Annotated in this window: 17 protein-coding genes and 1 tRNA gene; 11 read left to right on the top strand and 7 right to left on the bottom strand. The window is 49.9% G+C overall.

Features of this window, described 5'->3' with window-relative positions; all coding sequences use genetic code 11:
* The first annotated feature begins 324 nt into the window (after positions 1 to 324).
* A complete protein-coding gene (gene recQ / locus PG722_RS12950; protein WP_270580781.1) occupies positions 325 to 2,169 on the top strand; it encodes a DNA helicase RecQ in 1,845 nt (614 codons plus the stop codon).
* Between the two features lie 567 nt (positions 2,170 to 2,736).
* Positions 2,737 to 3,480, top strand: coding sequence for a YebC/PmpR family DNA-binding transcriptional regulator (locus PG722_RS12945; RefSeq protein WP_110435528.1), 744 nt, complete (start codon positions 2,737 to 2,739; stop codon positions 3,478 to 3,480).
* Between the two features lie 57 nt (positions 3,481 to 3,537).
* Here the strand turns inward: PG722_RS12945 and PG722_RS12940 are convergent, their stop codons facing one another.
* Positions 3,538 to 4,395, bottom strand: a complete 858-nt coding sequence (locus tag PG722_RS12940; protein WP_270580780.1) for an NAD(P)/FAD-dependent oxidoreductase — start codon at positions 4,393 to 4,395, stop codon at positions 3,538 to 3,540.
* 98 nt (positions 4,396 to 4,493) lie between these two features.
* Positions 4,494 to 5,339 (bottom strand): aminotransferase class IV, encoded by an 846-nt coding sequence (locus PG722_RS12935; RefSeq protein WP_270580779.1) that lies wholly within the window; start codon positions 5,337 to 5,339, stop codon positions 4,494 to 4,496.
* Between the two features lie 203 nt (positions 5,340 to 5,542).
* On the opposite strand from PG722_RS12935, the gene PG722_RS12930 reads away from it, so the two are divergent.
* The 4 genes from PG722_RS12930 to PG722_RS12915 all read left to right on the top strand — a co-directional run bounded on the left by PG722_RS12930 (position 5,543) and on the right by PG722_RS12915 (position 7,403).
* Positions 5,543 to 5,983, top strand: coding sequence for a zinc ribbon domain-containing protein (locus tag PG722_RS12930; RefSeq protein WP_270580778.1), 441 nt, complete (start codon positions 5,543 to 5,545; stop codon positions 5,981 to 5,983).
* Between the two features lie 11 nt (positions 5,984 to 5,994).
* Positions 5,995 to 6,627, top strand: a complete 633-nt coding sequence (locus PG722_RS12925; RefSeq protein WP_270580777.1) for a GyrI-like domain-containing protein — start codon at positions 5,995 to 5,997, stop codon at positions 6,625 to 6,627.
* A gap of 35 nt (positions 6,628 to 6,662) precedes the next feature.
* Positions 6,663 to 7,229, top strand: a complete 567-nt coding sequence (locus PG722_RS12920) for an epoxyqueuosine reductase QueH (RefSeq protein WP_270580776.1) — start codon at positions 6,663 to 6,665, stop codon at positions 7,227 to 7,229.
* 97 nt (positions 7,230 to 7,326) lie between these two features.
* Positions 7,327 to 7,403: transfer RNA gene (locus PG722_RS12915), tRNA-Arg, on the top strand.
* Positions 7,404 to 7,554: 151 nt separating this feature from the next.
* Here the strand turns inward: PG722_RS12915 and PG722_RS12910 are convergent.
* Entirely contained in the window at positions 7,555 to 8,934 is a 1,380-nt protein-coding gene (locus PG722_RS12910; protein WP_270580775.1) for a tyrosine-type recombinase/integrase, read from the bottom strand.
* 1 nt (position 8,935) lies between these two features.
* On the bottom strand, positions 8,936 to 9,769 hold the full coding sequence (locus PG722_RS12905) for a helix-turn-helix domain-containing protein (RefSeq protein WP_270580773.1): 834 nt from the start codon (positions 9,767 to 9,769) through the stop codon (positions 8,936 to 8,938).
* Between the two features lie 176 nt (positions 9,770 to 9,945).
* Here PG722_RS12905 and PG722_RS12900 point away from each other — a divergent pair, with 176 nt between their 5' ends.
* The 4 genes from PG722_RS12900 to PG722_RS12885 are packed head-to-tail and all read left to right on the top strand — an operon-like array spanning position 9,946 to position 12,311.
* Positions 9,946 to 10,197: a hypothetical protein gene (locus PG722_RS12900; RefSeq protein WP_118481292.1), complete on the top strand. Its 252-nt coding sequence runs from the start codon at positions 9,946 to 9,948 to the stop codon at positions 10,195 to 10,197.
* A 6-nt stretch (positions 10,198 to 10,203) separates the two neighbouring features.
* Complete coding sequence (locus tag PG722_RS12895; protein WP_270580772.1) at positions 10,204 to 10,881, top strand: helix-turn-helix domain-containing protein; 678 nt, start codon at positions 10,204 to 10,206, stop codon at positions 10,879 to 10,881.
* Positions 10,871 to 12,160 (top strand): replicative DNA helicase, encoded by a 1,290-nt coding sequence (locus PG722_RS12890; RefSeq protein ID WP_270580771.1) that lies wholly within the window; start codon positions 10,871 to 10,873, stop codon positions 12,158 to 12,160. The genes PG722_RS12895 and PG722_RS12890 overlap by 11 nt, the downstream gene beginning before the upstream one ends.
* The gene (locus PG722_RS12885) at positions 12,150 to 12,311 is read left to right on the top strand and encodes a hypothetical protein (RefSeq protein WP_270385799.1); all 162 of its coding nucleotides are present in this window, start codon (positions 12,150 to 12,152) and stop codon (positions 12,309 to 12,311) included. The genes PG722_RS12890 and PG722_RS12885 overlap by 11 nt, the downstream gene beginning before the upstream one ends.
* A 739-nt stretch (positions 12,312 to 13,050) precedes the next feature.
* On the opposite strand, the gene PG722_RS12880 is transcribed toward PG722_RS12885, so the two are convergent.
* Positions 13,051 to 14,208, bottom strand: a complete 1,158-nt coding sequence (locus PG722_RS12880; protein ID WP_270580770.1) for a hypothetical protein — start codon at positions 14,206 to 14,208, stop codon at positions 13,051 to 13,053.
* 551 nt (positions 14,209 to 14,759) lie between these two features.
* Here PG722_RS12880 and PG722_RS12875 point away from each other — a divergent pair.
* Positions 14,760 to 14,921 carry a hypothetical protein gene (locus PG722_RS12875; protein ID WP_270385802.1) on the top strand — a complete coding sequence of 54 codons (162 nt, stop codon included), beginning with the start codon at positions 14,760 to 14,762 and terminating at the stop codon, positions 14,919 to 14,921.
* Between the two features lie 67 nt (positions 14,922 to 14,988).
* Here the strand turns inward: PG722_RS12875 and PG722_RS12870 are convergent, their stop codons facing one another.
* Both PG722_RS12870 and PG722_RS12865 read right to left on the bottom strand, forming a co-directional pair.
* Complete coding sequence (locus tag PG722_RS12870; RefSeq protein ID WP_270580769.1) at positions 14,989 to 16,317, bottom strand: CAP domain-containing protein; 1,329 nt, start codon at positions 16,315 to 16,317, stop codon at positions 14,989 to 14,991.
* 286 nt (positions 16,318 to 16,603) lie between these two features.
* A partial coding sequence (locus PG722_RS12865) for a hypothetical protein (RefSeq protein ID WP_270580768.1) occupies positions 16,604 to 16,875 on the bottom strand: 272 nt, incomplete at its 5' end.

Here is a 16,875-nt window from a genome sequence, read left to right as displayed (position 1 = left end):
AGAGACAGCTTTAATAGAATACCAAATCCGACAGCGAATGTCAAGCACTTTTTTCAAACTATTGTGATTTTTCTAAAAACGTGATAAGATAATTGCACGATACTATAATAAAGCCGAACACCCGATCGAACAGTTCACCGGCGTGTACGTTGTCAGGCAGCGGCCTGACGATGCGGCGCGGTACGACGACAATTTACCGCCAACGCAGAACTGCCTGACCATGATTTCCGCCGCTGCACAGGGCTGGTCGTATTTCGACTTTCTGCGCAAAATACCGGAAAGCCGCCGGCAATTATATCTACTACTATATGTAAGGAGCAGACCATGACCGCACAGGACATTCTCAAACAATATTTCGGCTACGATTCGTTCCGCCTGGGACAGGACGAGCTGGTTCGCGCCATCCTTTCCGGCCGGGATACACTCGGCATTATGCCGACCGGTGCGGGAAAATCCATCTGTTACCAAGTGCCTGCTATGCTGTTCCCCGGTCTGACGCTGGTCATTTCCCCGCTCATTTCGCTGATGAAGGATCAGGTCGGTGCGCTTGTGGAAGCAGGCGTTCCTGCCGCGTGCATCAACAGTGCGATGAGTGCGGAGGAATTCCGCGACGCGCTGTACTTCGCCGGACGAGGGCAATACAAGCTGCTGTATGTTGCGCCAGAACGCCTGACCGCTCCCTCGTTTCTCGAATTTGCCAAGCGCGTACCGATTTCGATGATCACAGTCGATGAAGCGCACTGTATCTCTCAATGGGGACAGGATTTTCGTCCAAGCTACCTCAAAATCCTCGACTTTCTCGCCGAACTGCCTGAGCGGCCGCTCGTTTCCGCGTTTACGGCAACCGCAACGGCTGAGGTGCGTGACGACATTGTACAGGCACTCGGTCTGCACGAACCATTCATCAAAACCACCGGTTTTGACCGTCCGAATCTGTATTTTGCTGTCGAACAACCGACCTCCAAGGGCATGAAGCTGCTGCAGCTGCTGAATGAGCGTAAGGATAAAAGCGGCATCGTCTACTGCTCCACCCGCAAAAACGTGGAGGAAATCTGCGATCTGCTGCTCAGCCGCGGTCTGCCCGCCACCCGCTATCACGCGGGCCTCGATCCTGACGAGCGCCGCGAGAATCAAGACGATTTTCTGTACGACCGCAAGACCATTATGGTTGCTACCAACGCATTCGGCATGGGTATTGACAAGTCCAACGTATCGTTCGTTATCCACTATAATATGCCGAAAAATATGGAAAGCTACTATCAGGAAGCCGGCCGTGCCGGTCGAGACGGTCAGCCTGCCGACTGTATTCTATTATATAGCGGACAAGATGTGCGTATGGCCGAGTTTCTGATTGAGCGCAGCCACGAAGCCGAGGACGAAACCATTGACGAAGCCACCCGTCAGCAGCTCATCGCGCGCGACCGCGAACGCCTGCGGCAGATGACGTTCTACTGCACCACGACCGAGTGCCTGCGGCATTACATTCTGCGCTATTTCGGTGAAAATTCGCCGATATCGTGCGGACACTGCAGCAGCTGCGACACCAATTTCGAGGAAGTGGACGCAACCATGGACGCGCGAAAAATCCTCTCGTGCGTGTACCGACTGGATGAACGCGGCCGTGCGTTCGGCAAAACCGTTGTTTCGGCCATTCTGACCGGCAGTAAGAACGAAAAAATCACGCAGTTCCATCTAGATACACTTTCCACCTATAATATCATGCCGGACAGCACCGCCGTGTATGTCCGGCGGCTGATCGACATGCTGCTCGAGCGCGGACACCTCATCGCCGACCCGGACCGCATGAACGTGCTCGCGCTCACCCGCACCGGTAACGCGCTCATGCGCGGACGCGGTGAATTCCGCGTCAAACTGCCCAAGGAGAAAAAGCCGGCAGCAGCCAAACAGTATGCGGCTCTTGCGGAAGATGTGGATGAAAAGCTGTTCGATGCGCTCCGCGATGTACGAACCCGCCTTGCAGCACGCGCAGGCGTGCCGCCGTACGTTATCTTTTCCAACGCAACACTCGCTGATATGGCCGCAAAACAGCCATCGAGCGAGTTCGATCTGCTGTCCGTCCGCGGCGTAGGCGACGCAAAGGCAAGACGATACGGCAAGGAGTTTCTGGCAGCGATTCAGAAATACCGGGATGAAAACCTCGGGAAATAAAGCAAATTGAGAATTAAAAATGGAGAATTACGCGACGGTATCACCAGTATCAAAGAATGAATAATACACGTTAGAAGTAAAAATCCTCTGCCGTTCCCCTATTTCGGAGCGGTCGCCGCTCTCTGATCTGCGTCAGACTAAGAAATAAAGGAAACGGGATTCACAAGGGTGGAACCCTTGGTGTCCCCCCTTGTGCCCGCCGCCGCAGGTGCGGCGGGTCTCTCAGCCAAAGATCAGAACTCATTCTCAATCCGTCAGCAACCCGCTGAAAATAAGTAAAGCCGACAGGCACACCCATCGGCTCAGAAAAAAATATCAGCCGTTCTGCTGATCGTTTTTCTGATTCTGCTGCTGATTCTGCTGCTGATTCTGCTGACCCTGCTGGTTCCGGTTCTTGTTCTGCTTGCTCATTTGGCTCACCTCGTTTCGTTTGCAATGCTATTCTGCACCGCAAACGCGAAAAATATACTCGCAGGACTTGCAGAATAGCGAAAAACCTGTTAAAATTGTTCTGCGTGTTATACAGTTAATATTTTAGATGATATAAAAGAAAGAAGGACACTCACCATGTCGGGACATTCCAAGTGGAATAACATCGCAAAGCGCAAGGGCGCAAACGATGCAAAAAAAGCAAAGATTTTCACCAAAATCGGCCGTGAAATGGCAATCGCAATCAAGGAAGGCGGCTCCGCTAATCCGGATTTCAATGCTCGCCTGCGCGACTGCATTGCAAAGGCCAAGGCCAACAATATGCCGAACGATAACATCAAGCGCACGCTCGATAAGTACTCCGGTGCAAACGGTCAGGTCGATTACGAGGCAAACAACTATGAAGGCTACGGCGTAGGCGGCGTTGCAGTCGTTGTTGAGACCCTGACAGATAACAAGAACCGCACCGTTGCGGACGTTCGTCACCTGTTCGACAAGTACGGCGCAGGTCTGGGCGCTTCCGGCTGCGTATCCTGGCAGTTCGATAAGAAGGGCGTTATCATTATGGAGAGCGAAGGTCTGGACGAGGACGCTGTTATGATGCAGGCGCTCGATGCAGGCGCTGAGGATTTCCTCGTTGAGGAAGGCGTTTTCGAAATCTACACCGCTCCGGATGATTTCTCCACCGTTCGTGAAGCACTCGAGAAGGAAGGCTACACCTTCGCACAGGCCGAGCTGCAGATGGTTCCGCAGAACTACATCACCCTTGAGAAGGAAGAGGATATGGCGCAGATGCGTAAGCTGCTCGACAACCTCGAGGATAACGACGATGTGCAGGCAGTTTGGCACAACTGGGAGAATGAGGATGATTACGAGGGCTAATGCCCCGGTCAAAACCGCATAAAAAAGCACCGCATACCGAGGTATGCGGTGCTTTCTTCACTTTCTCACGAACTTTACCGCGCTCATTGCAGCCTCGGCGCCGTCTGCGACGGCCTTTGCCACCTGCAGCAGACCGCCGGTGCAGTCACCCGCCGCAAACAGGCCGGGCACAGCCGTCGAGCCGTCGGCGTTCGCCTTGATGCGCGTGCCGTCCAGCTGCGCGCCCAGCTTGCGGGCAAAATCGCCGCTGCCGGCCGTACCGTAGGCGACGAACACACCGGAAACGTGCAGAGGTTCTCCCTCGGCAAACGCCACGCGCGACACCAGCTCATCGCCTTCGACCGCGCTTACCTTGCGCGTTTCCACGCGCAGACCGTCCGGCAAATCCGCCGGAGCCTCGCTGCCGTTCGTCAGCAGCGTAACGGACTGTGCCACCGGCAGCAGCACCCGCGCTTCCTCGAGCGCATACTCACCCTGACCGAGCACGGCAACGTCCTTACCGCGATAGAAAAACGCATCGCAGATCGCACAGTAACTGACGCCGCGGCCCTCAAATGCAGCTACGCCCTCGATTTTCGGCACCGCACGCGGCGAACCGGTTGCCAGAATGACCGCATCCGCGTCAAACACGCCGTCCGCAGTCTTAACCGTAAAGCCTTGCGCCGCATACTCAATACCGGTCACCTCGGTCTGCCGCAAAACTGCGCCCAGACGTTCGGCCTGCTTCTGTCCGCGCTCGAGCAGCTCTGCACCGGAAACCAGCTCAATAAAGCCGAAATAATTCTCGATCTTGTCCGTTTTGGCCAGCGCACCGCCGTCCTTATACAGAACGGTTGCCTGCATGCCGGCGCGTACCGCGTAAATCGCAGCACTCAGTCCCGCCGGTCCACCGCCAATGATAACAATGTTGGGCATTCTTTTGTCCTTTCCAAATTGAAAATTGAGAATGGAAAATGACGGATACACGCAATGCGCGATAACTTAATTCTCAATTATTCATTTTCAATTCTCCATTATTTTGCGGTTTCCTCGTCAAACCACTGCTGATACGCCTTCTGCAGCTTATCGAGCAGTGCAGGATCCTTGCCGCCGAGCGGCTTGCCGTCCAGCTCGCATGCGCTGACGCAGTGCGTGCCGGTGGACAGGATCATCACCTCATCCGCGTTTTTCAGCTCATCCACAGTGAACGGCGCGATGCGGGTCGGCACACCGAGCTTGTCGCACAGCGTAAGAAAATGCTTGCGCGTAATACTCGGCAGAATAAGATTATCCGCCGGAGGCGTACAGAACACGCCATCCTTGAGAATCGCCAGACCGGAATGTGCGCCCTCAGTCACGCGGTCGCCGCGGTGGAAAACGACCTCGTCACAGCCCGCCTCAACAGCCTGCTGCATTGCCATGCAGTTCGGAATAAGGTTGAGCGTTTTGATGTTGCAATGCAGAAAACGTGTGTCCTCGACCGAAATCAGCTTGTACGGATGATCCTGGCGGTCCAGTCCGCACGGCTCGGAAAATGCCATCAGGCTGGCCTTGCCGCCCTTGGGGAACGCGTGCATGCGGTGTGCCACTGCACGCGTGGACTGCCAGTACAGCATATGCGGCGCATCCGAATCCAACTGAGACACCAGCTCGTTCAGCGTTTTTGTCAGCTCGTCACGCTGCATCGGCGGCTCAATGCGGAGCAGCTTCAGACTGTTGTAAAAGCGGTCCAGATGATCCTCAAGCTCGAAGATTTTCTTGTTGTTGACCATCGCCGCATCGTAAACGCCGTCGCCGAAGTAAAAACCGCGATCGGTGATAGGCGCCTGCACCTCGTCAATGCGGCCGATTTTTCCGTTATAGTATGCAATATCCTTCATGGGAATATGCCTCCTTTGATCAAAATTCCGGGTTAATCTAATCTCAGTATAACGGTTTTCGACAGGGTTTGCAAGTAGGCCGGAAACGCGGTATAATAATTAAGCCGGCAGGTTGCTGACAGGCGCTATCCGATACCGCAACCGCATGTTGCTTGTCCGTAAAAAGATCCTATGATACACTTACCTCACGGAGGTGTTCGATTATGAATACAAAGGATATTTTATATCATCTCAGAACCGAAAAAGGTCTCTCACAGGACGAACTGGCTGCAAAAATTTTTGTCACCCGACAGGCGGTATCCCGCTGGGAAACGGGCGAAACCACGCCGAATGTCGAAACGCTCAAGCTGCTTTCCGCGTTCTTTAACGTGTCGATCAATACGCTTCTCGGCTCTCCGCGGCAGCTGATCTGCCAATGCTGCGGCATGCCGCTTGAAGATTCCATCACCAGTAAAGAGCCGGACGGCTCCTTTAACGAGGATTACTGCATGTGGTGCTATGCCGACGGAACCTTCAAATACACCACGAAAGAGCAGCTGATCGACTTTTGCGTAACGCATATGGCAACCGAAAGTTGGCCTGCAGAGCAGGTTCGCGCCCATATGGAAGCCATTGTGCCGACCCTCAAGCACTGGAGGAAATAAAGGAGAACGCTATGCCGTTTGACTTCAAAAAAGAGTATAGAGAACTCTACATGCCGAAAAGCAAGCCGCAGCTTGTCGAAGTGCCACCAATGAACTACATTGCCGTGCGCGGCACTGGCGACCCGAACGAGGACGGCGGTGCATATCAGCAGGCCATCAGCGTACTGTATGCCGTGGCCTACACGCTGAAAATGAGCTATAAGACCGATTATAAAATCGCAGGCTTCTTTGAATATGTTGTTCCGCCGCTGGAAGGTTTCTGGCGACAGGATAATGTGGACGGTGTAAATTATTCAGATAAATCCGGTTTCCACTGGATTTCCGTCATTCGTCTGCCGGATTTTGTGACCAAGACGGATTTTGACTGGGCCGTACAGACGGCAGCAAAAAAGAAACAGCTGGATTGCTCCTCAGCCGAGTTTTTGACGATTGAGGAAGGTCTGTGCGTGCAGATCATGCACGTTGGCTCCTATGATGACGAGCCTGCGTCTGTTGCGGTGATGGACGAGTATCTCGCGCAGAACGGCTATGCAAACGACCTCACCGCCGAGCGGCTGCACCACGAGATTTATATCTCCGACCCGCGCAAAACCGCGCCGGAGAAACGCAAAACCGTCATTCGCCACCCGATCAAAAAGGCGTAAAATAACAAGAATACTTTTCAGAAAGGTTTGATTTTTTGTCCGGAACGCTTCTTCATATCTGCTGTGCGCCCTGCTCCATTGCGTGCATCGACACGCTGCGGCAGGAGGGCATCGAGCCGGTAGGTTTTTGGTACAATCCCAACATTCACCCGATGAAAGAGTACAAAATGCGCAAGAATACACTCGTTGAGTATGCAAAAAGCATTGATCTCAAGCTGGAGATCGAGAACGAGTACGGTCTGCGAAAGTTCATCGAAGCTGTCTATCCCAACTGGGATAACCGCTGTGCGACCTGCTATGCGCTCCGCTTTGAGGAAACCGCGCGCTACGCCGCCGAGCACGGCTACGACCGGTTTACCTCTACCCTGTTTGTCAGCCCGTACCAGAATCATGAGCTGATGCGTCAGATCTGCGAGCAAATGGCCGAAAAATACGGTGTCGAGTATCTGCACCGCGACTTTTCGCCGCGCTTCCGCGAGGGACAGGATAAGGCGCGTGAGCTTGGCCTGTACATGCAGAATTACTGCGGCTGTGTTTTCTCCGAGGAGGACCGCTACCGCAAGCGCAAAAAGAAGAAAAAGCCGGACGCCGTGCAGGCGTAAGACGGAAATCGGGGTGTTTCGGCACAATTCGACCGAAATACCCCGCAATAACCGCTTTACAAACGCACGAAAGACTGGTATACTATATCATGTACTCGCGCCCGTAGCTCAGCTGGATAGAGCGTTGGACTCCGACTCCAAAGGCCATGCGTTCGAATCGCACCGGGCGTACCATGTTAAACCGCTTGTTTCGTTGAAATGAGCGGTTTTTTGTTATTTTTCGCCGTTTTCACAATTTCATAAAATCCGATTGGTGTTCATTTGGTGTTTATCGATCAAAAAACAAGGGCGTTCCCGCTTGAATGGGTGCGCCCTTTTGCTGTGTTTATGCCTGCCGCTTGACGGGGTGAAGAATGTCCTGCAAGACTTCGGCAGCTGCCTCATCAGCGGACTTTATCGCGTGCGCGTAAATCTTGCTAGTGGTGGTCGTGTTCGCGTGTCCCAGACGCGCCGCAACGGTGGTGAGGTTCGTACCGGCGGCAATCAACAGGGTTGCGTTTGTGTGCCGCAGAGAATGAATGTGAACAGGCGGCAAACCGTTCTTCGTGACGAACCTGTGAAACCATGCGGTGATTACATCCGGTCGAATAGGCGCGCCGTTCCATGCTGTAAACAGACGGTCGGTATCCTGCCACTGGTCACCCATTTTGAGCCGCTGTCTTGCCTGCTCTGCCCGCCAGACACGCAGTATGGTAATTACATCGTCTGACACCTTCATGCAGCGTTCACTTGTTTCATTCTTTGTTTCGTCCTCGAACACGCCCTTGCCCGACAGATACAGGGACGAACGCCGCACGAAAATCACCGCGTTATCAAAGTCAATGTCTTTCCACTCCAAGCCGCACAGTTCGCCGCGCCGCATACCGGTAAACAGCAGCAGCTTTACAATCGTCTGGTGCTGTAAGCTTTCCTTTTCTAAGGCTGCAAGCAGCTGCGCCGCCTGTTCTTCGTCCAGATAGACCGCCTCTTTCCGCTTATTCTTCGGCAGAACAACGCGGCTGCATGGATTGGAGAAGATCAGCTGCCACTTGACCGCAGTGGACAGCATGGAGGAAATCAGCCGGTGATGGTGCAGAACCGTACTCACTGCCAGCGTGTCCTTTTCTCCGGCAGGCTGAAACACCTTATCAAGCGGGAGCTGCAAAGCCGTTGTGATCTTGTGCGCACTGGCAGCATTGATATTCGCGCCGCGCGTCACGCTGTCCAGCACATACACCGATACACCCGCCTGTTCCGCAAACGCCCGCTTGGTCATGCCGCGCTTTTTCAGCAGTGCCTTGAAATCAACCGCGCTGCAATAGCGCGTATCCTCACGCACGCCGCTTTCACTGAGATTATTGTAAAACTCCATCAGGTGATGCGGCTGTAGCTTGTCAAGGCGGATATGGCCGATTGCGGCATTGATGCGCGGCATGAGCAGGCGATACCGCGCAACCGTCGTCGGGCGCAGCTGCTTTTCCGCGTACTCCGCGAACCATTTTTCTGCAAACTCTGCAAACTTGATATTGCCGTCCAGAACCTGCCCGTTGCGGCATTTTTCCTCGAAAAGCACCGCTTGCCGGTCGAGTTCCTTCTTGATTTGCCGCTGGGTCATGCCGGGTTCGGGCTTCCATGTCAGATGGCGGCGTATCTGCTTGCCGGAAAGGTCGTACCCGCAGGAAACGGTGATCTTGTAGGTGTCGCCGCGTTTTTTAATAGTAGCCATATTATTTCTCCTTTCTCCGATATGCTAAAACTTCTTCAATGATATCTATTCGGTTACGCTCTTTCTGTGCTTCAATCGCAGCCTCTGCTTTCAATTCTTCTTCTCGTTGCACCAATTCATCAATATCTTCGTCCGTGAGATTTGCCCAATATTCTTTATATTCTTCGTCATCTTCTGTTGGATCGTTGTTCATCCATTCAATTTCTTCATCGCTCGGTCTATATGTTACGATATTGCATTCTCTCTCATCCACCACACTCGCTACATACTCGAGAAGCAATTGTTCCATTAACTGCGACCGCTCCTTTAGTGCTGCGATTGCAGTTTCCTTCCATTCTGGCAATCGAGTCATAATCGCAACCAACTTTTTATCCGCATATACGTTACTCAAACCATAGCTAGGTACTACTTTATATCGGCTATTTAATCGTTCATATTCTAAAAAAGCGCATAAATATTGCGTTATTGCCGGTAAAATGACCTTATCGGTAATGATTCGATCATATGAAAAATGGCGAAACGGATTTTCCTTTGCTTGTCTTAGAACCTCGATTGCCTCGTCTGACAACCCTAATGCCATGCTAATATCGCGATTATCTGTACTCTGAGCGTCCGATAACCCGATCAGATAGTCAGCAGAAACACCACATTTCTCGGCTATTTGTTTGAGGTGATCTGCCTTGGGTAAGCGCGTCCCTGCCAAATAACCGCCCATTGTAGCACGTGCAACACCAACTTTGCGTGCAAAACGATCAATGGTTAAGTCACCTTTTACCGCATTGAGCCTTTCCTGAAAAATGGGGAGCTCTTTCTTTCTGTCTTCGTTTTTAGTCATTTCGTTACTCCTAACAATTATTTGTAATACGTTGAATAAACTATCATTTATGTGCTGTACATTGCTTATATCCGCTGATATAATACTATCATAAGCTACAGATGATGTCAAATGTTATTGTATAGGCCTATCCGTTTGATTAAAACTGTAGATAAATATAGAAAGAGGTAATCGTAATGAAATCCGTAAGAATGAGATATATCACCCAAGCAGTCACCGAGCTCCACCAGCTCGATCCGAACACCCCCGTCAACGCCCGGCTGATCAAGCGCCTTGTCAATCAGGGAATCATCCCGTCCGTCCCCGTAGGTAACGGTAACCGCCGCCTCATCAATTTCGACGCTCTCCTTGATTACTTGGAGAACCCGCCCACCGAAGAACCAGAATCCACCCACGGCATTCGTCGTATTCAGCCGCAAAGGAGATGAACAGCAATGGATAACAAATATATTTCCATCCCGTCGAAAGTATATCTCGATCGCAACTTGCCTCCGCGCACTGTACTCTTGTATGGTTTTATCGCAGACCTACAGAAAGATGGTTCTTGCTGGGCTAACAACCATTTCTTTTCGGAGCGCTTAGGCGTTTCGAAAGATTGCATTTCCCGGAGCATCTCACAGTTGATCAAGCACGGTTATGTTTGTGTTTCATGCGATCCGAATAACGGGCGGCGGCGAATTTCTTCCTTGGTGCCCCTTGATAATAATGTCATGGATAACAAGGAAAACAACAAGCCCCCTTGTTCAAAAAGCCAACACCCCCTCGGCGAAAAGACCAACCATAGAAACATAAAAGAGAATAATAAAAAGAATAAGGATGCTATGAGTAACGACTTCCAGACGCCATCGCTCGATGACATCAAGGCTTACTTCGTTGAGCGTAAAAGTGTTGTTGACGCCGAAGAGTTCTTCCTCCACTACGCTGCTCGCGGCTGGATGATGGGAAAGCAGCCTATGCGGAACTGGCAGGCCGCTTTACAAAGTTGGGAACGCAAAAACAAGCCCAAGATGGCGGCACATGAGCAAGCGCCAGCTCCTGTACAATCCGCAGGAAAGCATATAGAATACGCTATAGACGCTGACGGAAAGAAGGTTATGACTTATGTCGAATGATAACATCTTACAGGCCGAGAACGCCATCATCGGTGCGGCACTTGTAACCCCGGAATTGTGGCACGCTATTCTGGGCGAATTAAGCGAAAGCGATCTTGTTGTTAATAATGCTGCTCGGCAAATTATGCACGCTGCCCGGATGATCACTGCCGATGGCGATGTACCCGATGCCACCACTATTGCAGATTGCGTAGTGTGCGTTGGTATCGACAGGAAACTACTTATGGACTATATGGATATCGCGTGCGTACCAAGCGCACTCCATCAGAACATCGCCATTGTTAAGCGCAGCACGAACCTGCGGACGTTGTTCCAGTTGGGTGATTCAATTACCAAACGCGCCCGGCAAGGTGATGAACCTAATGCCATCATTGGTGATGCAGCCAAGCAGCTTGATGACCTCGTTCGCAATGGACATTGCGAATTGCTTGATAGTACGCACGCCTCTATTGCTTTTTATGATTTCCGTGCTGCTGGCAGAACGCTCTTTGTCCCCACGGGTTTGCCTACCATAGATGAAACCTTAGGAGGCGGAATGCTGAACAGTGGTCTTTACATCATGGCCGCTCGCCCTGGCTGTGGCAAAACGGCGCTTGCTTTACAAATTGCAGATACCGTAGCGGCCCATACGGGTGCGGTTCTGTTTGTCACACTCGAAATGGATTCTGTACAGCTTACCGCACGTCGTATCGCTCGTATAACTGGCATACCGGCAAACAGACTCCTGATGCACACCCTCGCCGCAGAAGAAGAAGTCGCTGTTGCTTTGGCTCATAAGCAGTTGGCACACGAGCCGTTATATATGAATGGTCGGGAACACTGTTCGATCAACGATATTAGAGTGTTGGCGCATCAGGTAAAGGATTTGCGGCTCGTAGTAATCGACTACCTCGGCTTACTGAAACCCACCCGACACTATAACAGTCGTTACGAAGAAGTTACCGCTATTTCCGGGGAACTCAAGGCTCTGGCTCGTTCGCTCGGCGTTCCCGTTCTGTGTCTGGCGCAGCTCAACCGTGCAAATGAAATGCGCCCGGACAAACGTCCTTGCTTGGCTGATTTACGCGATTCGGGTGCAATCGAACAGGATGCGGATGGAGTCTTTCTCCTGCATCGAGAGGACATGCACCGACTAAAACTGGCAGGAGAAGAACGATTGGTAGAGGTCGAATGTACTTTGGCAAAGCATCGTCATGGAGCTACTGGAGCGGTTAATCTGGGGTTTGACTTACAGACTGGAGATTTCCAAGAAATTCGAGGTGTTGCCAATGTGTCTTGATGAGATCACGGCCATCATCGCCAGCATCGAGCCTGCAGAGGATGAAACCGACCGGCTCAGGCAATACGCTGCTGTGCTGAACGAGATTTCCCCGCCTCCGGAGCTTGCCGACAAGACTGCCCGGCTGCTGGCTGAACGGCTGAATATCTGACTTACCTATTCCAAGAGTCCCCGTCTTGGGGACTCTCCTTTTTCTCCTTCCATTCGTATAAGGGGGATAGAAAAAGAGCTTGTACCGCATCAATTATGCAGCCAAGCTCATTGGTTAACTCTTCCAAATCCATATTTTTATTTTACATCTATCCATTGTTCTCGTCAATATAATAGGAACAAATGTTCCTTTTTGTTTTAAAAAAAACCTCTTGTAGCACTAAATGGTTTTAAGCTATTTAGTAGTACAAGAGGCTTCTCATTACTTTTGAATATCTGATTGACGCCCTCCCCCCTTATGGAATGGGATTCGCGCTCTCCACAATTTCTGATGGCTTATGGACTTCCGTCACTGAAGTGCCGGATTCACACGTATAAAGCGTGGTATGCCAGAAACATAGCATACATCTTGCGATATATGTCGAGAAATCTGGGTTCAAGATTATCCTTTGTCGAGAGAAATACTTGGATGCACATCCTCTCAATGAGAATTTCACCAACCTCATACACCGAGGCACAGAAGGTTGGCAGTGCCAAGGCGCCATCGACGCCTTGTATTTATAATATCATATTTTATTCCTTTTGGCAGTAAGTCAGACTGATTGGTCGGACATATGTCCTTCCAATCAATCCGTAAGATTTCCATAGCATAGGCACATCTAACCGGTGCCGGAGGCTTGAAACACCGTCTGGGCGAATAATGTGTCACGGCTCGGCGCAAGTCGTGTAACGATTTCTCGTTATTGAGTATAACTTCTGCGTCTCAACTCAAGCCGAACCGATGTTGGCTTACTCTCTCTAACATCGCTTCCGTTAATTTTTGCTCCGCTAATTTCATAAACGTTTCCGTTTATGGCTGTTTGCATACCAGTGTTTTCAGTAATTGCTCCCTTGATCCGAAATACCCATTCTCCATTCATTGTTCGTTCATAGAAACTCTTAGGCATTTTTAAATCAAATGACCCAGACGGGGAATCGATATACAGCATTAACGCATGGGCAAGTTTTTCCCCTTTGGTAATGCTTGTATCAGCTACAACAACCTCGACCGGGAAACCCGACAAATCTTTTTCCTTCGTCTGCGTGCAATACGTGTGATAATGGATCGTTTTAGTAACGATTTCTTCGTTGCAACTATCTAAGTAATTTTGATAGTCCTTTGTGTATCTTCCATACGAAGGAAAATAATAATATGTCGGGTCACTGGCACTTCCACAGTTAGCGCTGATAATCCCGGGATCACCCTCTTGACGAAGATCTCCCGCAATATACTGCTCCCTCTCATCCTTCGACGGAGTAGACGGCGTAGACGGAGTCGTGGGCTTCGTCGTAGACGGCTGCTCCGGCGTAGTCGGCTCAGTCGGCGTCGGATTTACCGGAGTCGTCGCGTCCTCTTCCTTGCCGTAACCCACGGTCGTCAGGATATCTACGCGCTTGGTCGCATTGTCGTACTTAACGCCGATATCCATATCCTTACACAAATCGCGCAGCTTATAGTAGTTGTTGTCGGCAATGGTATAGCCTGTGTAGTTCACCTTCGCGCCATCCTTATATACTACCGCAGTAGACTCCTTGGCAGTCTTTGTGGTCGCCGAAGGGAGCGCGAGCTCGCCACCGACAACGGTGTAAGCCTTGTTGGTGGTGAGGTCGATACGCTTTGCAGCCTGATTCCAGCTTACTTCAAACTGTTTGGCGCTGCCGTTTACCATAGCTGCGATGTCACGCAGCTTGAAATAGTTGTTGCTGTTGATCATGTAAGCCGCACCGTTGACCTTGGTGCCATCCACATAAATGGCATTGCCGGTCGGTGTAGCTGTCGCGGTATTGGCTGCACCTGCACACGCCATCATCAGCGCGGACAAACCTGCCGCAATGGCTATTGTTCTTTTCTTGCTCATTGTTTTTCCTCCCTTTGGAAATCTTTGAGTCCATTATAAGCCTTCGTGCAAGACGTGTCAATTTATGTTAAGATGCTGTGCTAATAATTGATTTGAAAGTGCATTTTCAAAAAATAATTTTTTGGCGCAACTTTGCTGGTAGAATTTTTATTAAAAAAATAGCCAGCGTATTTTACGGTATGCTGGCTATAGAATGTATACAGATATTTACTTGTCGGTCTTCTTCGCCATCAACCTACGAATTTCCTCCGTATCAGTCAATGACACAATGGGTGTTGTCGGCTTCCATGTAGGATCGCGGTTAGATTTCTCAAACACATCAATAAATTTTTCTGTTTTTCAGAGATGTCAATGATGATACTCGTAAAAATACTCGATGTTGGCATTAATGATACCTTCTTATCATACTGTTGTCATTCCTTAAAAATCAACGTTTAAGCTGATTGTATGATACAAAAAAACATTTATGTATCCATTTCAAGCGAACGCTTGAGTAAATCATATATTACGATATGCTAACGCCAGAATAAATCTCTGAAGGAGATATTCATATGGCTACTTCATCCATCATAAAAGAATTTTACGCGAAAGATATGGAGGCATTTGAAAGATTAAGGAAAGAACTTGAGACCGAGCCTGTACGGAAGCAAGCGGTCGAATCTTCTTCGCTCAAAGAGGGGCGCGAAAAATTAGCTACCTTTAAATTTCGATAAAAGAAGAAAAAGCAGATGTAATTACAATTACATCTGCTTTTTAATACGATAGAAAGTTTTTGTTTAATTAGAAGCCATAGCTCTGACAACAATAAACATTTCCATCATTTGCAATAGCGAAACCAATACCCACTCTGGAATATTCCGTACTAAGCAAAGTGCGCCGATGACCGTCCGAATTCATAAATGCATTCATAGCGAGCGTAACCATTCCATAACCCTGTCCATATGCATAACCTGCGCCGGTAATATTTTCACTACCATCTAAGCGGTTAGAATTTATGCCTTTATCATTCGCAAATGCCTCAATTTCAGACCATGCAGAATGTCTAAAATCTGTTGTCAGATGCTCTGCCCAATACTGGGCAAACGCCATCAGATTGTCGTCAACTTCGAGTGCAGGTGCACCAACTTTTGCACGCTCCTCATTAACGCGCTCAACCATCTCCTGCTCCCACTGACGGAGAGTTGCTTCGGTAACCGTGGTCTGGCTGCCGTTGCTGATATTCGAGTTGTTGCCATTATTGGTGTTACCGCTGATGTTGTTATCATCCTTAACAGTTTCACCCATAGCCTTACGCAGCTCCTTGGACCAGAAAATGTTGACTGGCTTGTTGTCCATAGATACTGCTTCAACCGGAGCGCCGGTCATAGCTTCCAGAGCTGCAATGACATCAGCAGTGGTGGCATTCGTTTTGCCCGTGATAGTCGTGCCATACTTCTTCGCTACCTGCAGGTATTTGTCATGGTTCCAATTGCAATTAATCATCGCTTCATTGAAATCCGACATGGTCGAGTTCCATTTTGTGATGGCGGAACCCGTTGCAGGCGTGCTCGGAGTCGTTGGATTAGACGGCTGAGTTAGCTCGGAAGGCTTATCTGGCGTAATCGGAACATTCTCATCGTCAATATATACGCCATCCGGGTCGATGGTTACTTTCTTCGTTGCAAGATCGAATTCTACGCCGAAGTGCACTTCCTTCGCAATGTCGCGGAGCTTGACGTAGTTGTTTCCGCGAATCAGATAGGACTTAATCGCAACCTGCTCGCCATCAACCTTAAAGGTCTGGGGCGACAGCTTGGCGGTAGAACCCGTGAGCGCCATATCAACCATATTGGAAAGATCAGGTGTCGTTCTTTCCGTCGAGATCAGCACAGAGCGAGTCGTTTCATCCCAATCTACGCCAAAGCCAGCGAACTTACCGAGATCTCTGAGCTTGAAGTAGTTATTGTCTGCAATATTGTAGCCGGTAGGGTAGACTCGTGTGTTTCCAACATATATGGACTGACCCTTCGTTCGCGTCGGAGTAGCAGGGAGGTCTGCAACGGCTCCTGCACTTGCAAACATCACTGCCGACAAGCCGAGCGCCATAACGGCGGTAGCTCTCTTTTTCATTGTTATTCCCCCTATATGGAGTTTGATGCTTCTATTTGTGTCAAGTATATCACAGAAATATACAGGAAACAACGAATTTAAATTGAACGTGCACTTTCAAAATCTCCTTTATCCGTTTTCCAACCTAAAAGTGTTGACAATCAGCCTTAATTGCGTTATTATACTCATATAGTATCAAGTTTCCGACTGAAAAAGTCGCGTTGTTTTTAAGTAACCGCCGAACAATCGGCACAGTTTTAGTATTAGTATACCCATTTTATGGAGTAAATTTAAGAGCGTACCAATCTCAACAGATTGCGTTTTCAGACACGGTGTAATAAACGTGTCTTTTTTGCGCCTGTTTTAAGGAGTTTAAATGTAAAAATCCAGCGGAACGGGCAGTTTTTCTATCACAATGCCCTAAAATTTTTTGATTGAGGAGGTGGTCATGTGGAAATCTTCTCTCGCGCAATCCCCCAGCAGCCCCGGCACCTTTCCCCGTGCGCGTCCGTATCCACCCTGACCCCCGCTCGTTTCGCTTGGATTTTGCTAATATAAGTTTACGGACAAGGCGCGGCA

This window comes from Butyricicoccus sp. OF27-2pH9A (assembly GCF_027693185.1).
GTDB classification, from domain to species: domain Bacteria; phylum Bacillota; class Clostridia; order Oscillospirales; family Butyricicoccaceae; genus Agathobaculum; species Agathobaculum butyriciproducens.
Note: the sequence above shows the minus strand (reverse complement) of the source record. Positions and strands in the feature narration are given on the sequence as shown.